This is a genomic window from uncultured Arthrobacter sp. (genome assembly GCF_902805515.1).
In the GTDB taxonomy this organism is placed as follows: domain Bacteria; phylum Actinomycetota; class Actinomycetes; order Actinomycetales; family Micrococcaceae; genus Arthrobacter_D.
In genome coordinates this window covers 1-4,634 of record NZ_CADCTE010000014.1, presented here as the reverse complement: position 1 = coordinate 4,634, position 4,634 = coordinate 1, and the positions used below count along the sequence as shown (strand labels likewise).

Here is a 4,634-nt window from a genome sequence, read left to right as displayed (position 1 = left end):
GGCCGAGCCGGGCCGTGCCGCGCACCGGGCGCCCGGGTGCCTGGTCCCGGGCGGGCCATCCGCCGTCAGGGGCGCTGTGCGGCCACTTCCGGAATCAGGGACCGGACGCTCTCCGGCTGGTCGGAGAGCACAACGATGTCGACCCGCCGGTTGAGCTTCAGGTCGGCCTCGGTGCGGCCATCGTTCAGGGGCCGGGATTCGCCGTAGCCGCTGGCTTCCATGCGGGTGCTCTCGACGCCGCCCTGCTCGACCAGGTGCCGGACGACATTGACCGCCCTCGCCGTCGACAGTTCCCAGTCGAGCACGTAGCGGTCGTCGGGGAGCTTGGCGGTGTGGCCTTCGACGGTGACCTCGCGCGTCGTGGTCCGCAGCTCCGGCGCCGTCGCATCGAGCACGAGCTGCGCGGCCGCCGTGAGTTCGGCCCGGTCGGGGTTGAAGAAGGTTTCCGAGCTGACCATGCGGACGGTGAGGCCGCGTTCGTCGAGGGTGAAGCGGACGGTGTCCTCGAGGCCCTCCTTCGTCAGGGCGGCGGTGATGCGCTCCTTGATGGCTTCGAGGTCGTCCACCTCCTGGATGGCGAGCTCGAGGTCGGTGAGGTCCTCGCCCTCCTCCTCGGCCAGCTCCGGCGGCAGGACGATGCCCTCGGCGGTATCGACCTTGCCGACGTTCTCGACGCCGAAGCCCGTGGCCAGGGAGTTCTTGAGCTTCTCGAACTTCGCCACGTCCACCGAGGACATGGCGAACAGGACGATGAAGAGGCACATCAGCACGGTGACCATGTCCGCGTAGGACACGGCCCAGCGCTCGTCGGCGTGGAACTCCTCAAGCTGGCTCGCGCGGTAGCCGCGGCGCGGGCCCCTGCGGCTCACGCGGCCGCCTCAAGGTCGGAGGCGGTGGGGGGTCCTTCCTTCCGCTTCCCGCCCCGCTTGTGGGGAGGAATCATGGCGGTGAGGCGCTCGCCAAGGAGGATGGGCTGGGCCCCTTCCTGCACTGCGAGCAGTCCCTCCATCTGGAGGTTCATCTGTTCGAGTTCGAGTTCGGACAGCCGGGCCAGGCGCGCACCGATCGGCAGCCAGATGAAGTTGGCCGAGAGCAGGCCCCACAGGGTCGCCACGAAGGCCGCGGCGATCATGTGCCCCAGCTCCTCGGGGTTGGAGAGGTTCTCAAGGACGTGGGTCAGCGACACGACTGTGCCGACGATTCCGACGGTGGGCGCGTAGCCGCCGAGGCTGTTAAAGAACTTGGAGACGGCGTGGTTCGCCTTCCGGCGGGTGCTGATTTCGTCCTCGAGCAGGATGCGCAGGTCCTCGCCGTCGGTGCCGTCGGCGATGTTCTGCAGGCCGTTCTTCATGAACGGGTCGTCGGTTTCGGCCGCCTCGGCCTCAAGGGCCAGCAGTCCGTCGGCGCGGGCCTTTTCCGCGAACCGGATGATCTGGTCAACGCTGTCCTGCGGGGAGTCGGTCCGGCCGCGGAACGCCTTGGGCAGGGACTTCACCGCCTGGATGACGTCCTTGATGGTCGAGCTGGCGATGCCGATGGCGATGGTGGCGCCGAGCACCAGGATCATCGGGGCGGGCAGCAGCAGGGAGCTGACGTGGGCGCCCTCCATGAAGATCATGGCGTAGAGGGAGCCGAACGCAAGGAGGAGACCGATCAGGGTTGCGGGATCCATGGCGCTACTTTCTGGGGCGCTGGCCGGCGGGACCGGGCAGGACGTCGTGCGGGTGGACAATGCTCAGGTGCGTCGGTTCCCGCCCTGTCTCGGCGCGGGCCTCCGTGCCGGTTCCCGGCCCGGTGAAGCTTCCTGCGGCGTCGCCGGCGTCGGCCAGGCGGTGGGCGTAGGTGAGGACCCGGGCGCGGAATTCGACGACGAGCGTGATCACCTCATCGAGGGACTCGGTGACGATGTGCCGCATCCCGTTGACCATGACGAGCGTGGTGTCGGGGCTGGCATGGATGCGCTCCACGAGATCGGGGTTGATGCCGAACCGGTCGGTGCCGTTCAGCCGGGTCAGGACAATCATGGGTTCCGTTTCCGCGCGTTCTCGTGTCGGCGGCCCGGTCGGGCTGCTCCTTTGTAACAGTCGGCAGCCGGGGCGGTTTCGTAAGGTGCAGGGGCCCGGGCAGACGGCGGCCGTCGCCTCCACGGAGTCGGCGGTGCGGGACTCCGCCCGCCGAAACTGCAGCTCACCACGCTTTGCCGGCCCCGAGGGGTGGTTATCTGCAGTCTCGGCGGGACGGAGGCTTCGGCGCGGGATTACCGCTTGAGGTTCGTCAGTTCCTGGAGGACCTCGTCGGAGGTGGTGATGACGCGCGCGTTGGACTGGAAACCGCGCTGGGCCACGATGAGGTTCGTGAACTCCTGCGACAGGTCCACATTGGACATCTCCAGGAAGCCGCTGGCGATGGTGCCGAATCCGGGCGAACCGGCGGTGCCGAGTGCCGGGTTGCCGGAGTTGGCGGTGGCCCGGAAGGTGGAGCCGCCGGCCTTCTCCAGCCCGCCGGGGTTGGTGAATGTGGCCAGGGCGATCTGTCCGATCACGATCCGGCTGCCGTTGCTGAACGCGCCGGTGATGCTGCCGTCCTTGCCCAGGGCGAAGGACTCGAGGGTGCCAGCGGCGCGCCCGTCCTGCGCCGAGACCTTCACCGTGCTCAGGCCTGCGAAGCCGGTCACCCCGGTGAGGTCGACGTCGACGCCGCCGACGGTCAGCGCACCGCCTCCGGTGAGCTTGCCGTCGGTGAAGGTGAGGGCGGTGGTGCCCGTAGCGGCGCCGTCGGCACCGTTGACGTTCCAGCCGCCGGCGGTGCGGGTGAAGGTCAGGGACAGGGTGCGCACGTTGCCCGAGGCGTCATAGACCTTCACATCGCGCACGAGGGAGGATCCGACGGCGGATTCGGCCGGCAGGTTGCCGTCGATGGTCGCGCTGCTGGTTGCAACGGCCGGGGCGGTGTTCTGGCCCAGCACGATGTTGCTGACGGCTCCGCCCTTCTGCACGACGCCGTTGACGGCGGGCCAGCCCTGGAGGAAGGCACCGTCGGGGGTGACCAGGCGCCCGCGCTCGTCGAAGTCGGCGTCGAAGGAGCCGGCCCGGCTGTAGACCTGCTGGCCGCCGGAGTTCAGCACGAAGAAGCCGTCGCCGGAGATCATCAGGTCCGTTGCCTTGCCGGTGGCCTGGGCGGAGCCCTGGGCGAAGTTGGTCGAGATCCCGGCGACCTGTACGCCGAGGCCGACCTGGGCCGGGTTGGTGCCGCCACGGTTGTCGTCGCCGCCGCCGGCTGCCTGCTGCAGCTGGGAGAGGGTGTCCTGGAACTGCACGGAGGAGGACTTGAAGCCGTTGGTGTTGACGTTCGCGATGTTGTTGCCGGTGACATCGAGCATCGTCTGGTGGGAACGCATGCCGGAGATGCCGGAGAAGAGTGAGCGGAGCATGATGCTTCCTTCCGAAAGGGGTGGAGTGCGGGTTGGTGATGCTAGGAGACGATGCCGGAGATCTGGTCCAGGGGGACCGTCGCGTCACCGACCTTGACGCGGGGGACGGCGCCTTCGAAGGAGACCGAGGACGCGATTCCGGTGACCTCGGTGCCGTCCTCCTTGGCGTAGCTGACCTTCTTGCCGATGAGCGCGGCCGCGGCCGCACGCATCTGCAGGCCGAACGCCTCCTCGCCCTGGGCGGAGAGTTCGGTGAGCCGCTCCATCATGGCCAGCTGCGTGGTCTGGCCGATCATGGCATTGGTGTCCATGGGGGAGCCGGGGTCCTGGTGCTGCAGCTGCGTGACGAGCAGGGTCATGAAGACCTTGCTGTCCATCTGCTGCTGCGGCACGCGGGACGGCGCCGTGGCGTACATCCCGCCCGGGGCCGGCGCTGCTATTGGATCGATGGGCACGTGTTCTCCATTTCTCAGGCCATCACATTCAGTGAGGGCGCGTCGTCGGAAAGGCGGGGGCGGCGGTCGGGCTGCGGGGCGTCGTCGTCCCGGCCCGCGGGGGACCGGCCCGGGTGCTGCTGGGCAGGACCGCGCCGCGAGCCCTCCGCCCCCGGTTCGCCGGGCTGGTTCCGGGAGGACAGGTCGAGGCTGGCATTGAGGCCGGAGCCGGCCAGGTCCCGCTTGAGCTCAGCGAGCACCGCCTTCAGGGCGTCCCTGCCTCCATCGGTGGGAGCGAAGAGCTCGACCCGGACGCTGCTGTCCGCACCGATGAGTGCTCGGACCGTCACCGGGCCGAGGTCTTCGGGGGTGACCTTCAGCACCAGAACGTGCTCGCCCGGGGCCTTGCCCGACAGGGCCGTCACCGGCCGGGACAGCTGGGCGGCGAGGGCGGCCGGCGGCGGGGCGGGAGTGGCAGCGGTTCCGGTGCCTGGCACTGGAGCTACGGTCGGCGCCTGGAGGCCGACGGCGGGAGGCTGGAGTCCCGGGACCGGCCCCTGCAGGTGCGGCGCGGCCCCCGCGGGGGCGGCCGGTGCCTGGCCGGCGGGCGCGGGGGCGCCGGAGAAGTGGCCGGGCACGAGCAGGGTCGTGCCGGCCAGGCTGCGCGTGAAGGCGTACACCCGCTCGTCCTGCGGCAGCAGCATCGTGAAGTCGCCGTCCACGACGACCGGCTCGGCGTGCCGCAGGGCGATGAGCCGGCGGTAGGTTTG

6 protein-coding genes are annotated in these 4,634 nt (G+C 69.7%); all 6 read right to left on the bottom strand.

What is annotated here, in order from left to right:
- Positions 1–65: 65 nt before the first annotated feature.
- The gene (locus tag QZX79_RS01660; protein WP_294563735.1) at positions 66–869 is read right to left on the bottom strand and encodes a flagellar motor protein MotB; all 804 of its coding nucleotides are present in this window, start codon (positions 867–869) and stop codon (positions 66–68) included.
- The gene (locus QZX79_RS01655; RefSeq protein ID WP_294563732.1) at positions 866–1,672 is read right to left on the bottom strand and encodes a motility protein A; all 807 of its coding nucleotides are present in this window, start codon (positions 1,670–1,672) and stop codon (positions 866–868) included. Before QZX79_RS01655 ends, QZX79_RS01660 begins: the two co-directional genes overlap by 4 nt.
- A 4-nt stretch (positions 1,673–1,676) precedes the next feature.
- Positions 1,677–2,024: a flagellar FlbD family protein gene (locus tag QZX79_RS01650; RefSeq protein ID WP_294563729.1), complete on the bottom strand. Its 348-nt coding sequence runs from the start codon at positions 2,022–2,024 to the stop codon at positions 1,677–1,679.
- A gap of 233 nt (positions 2,025–2,257) precedes the next feature.
- The gene (locus QZX79_RS01645; RefSeq protein ID WP_294563728.1) at positions 2,258–3,430 is read right to left on the bottom strand and encodes a flagellar hook protein FlgE; all 1,173 of its coding nucleotides are present in this window, start codon (positions 3,428–3,430) and stop codon (positions 2,258–2,260) included.
- Positions 3,431–3,471: 41 nt separating this feature from the next.
- Positions 3,472–3,885, bottom strand: a complete 414-nt coding sequence (locus tag QZX79_RS01640) for a flagellar hook assembly protein FlgD (RefSeq protein ID WP_294563726.1) — start codon at positions 3,883–3,885, stop codon at positions 3,472–3,474.
- A 14-nt stretch (positions 3,886–3,899) separates the two neighbouring features.
- Positions 3,900–4,634, bottom strand: a 735-nt coding sequence (locus QZX79_RS01635; RefSeq protein ID WP_294563724.1) for a flagellar hook-length control protein FliK, incomplete at its 5' end; no start/stop codon positions are given.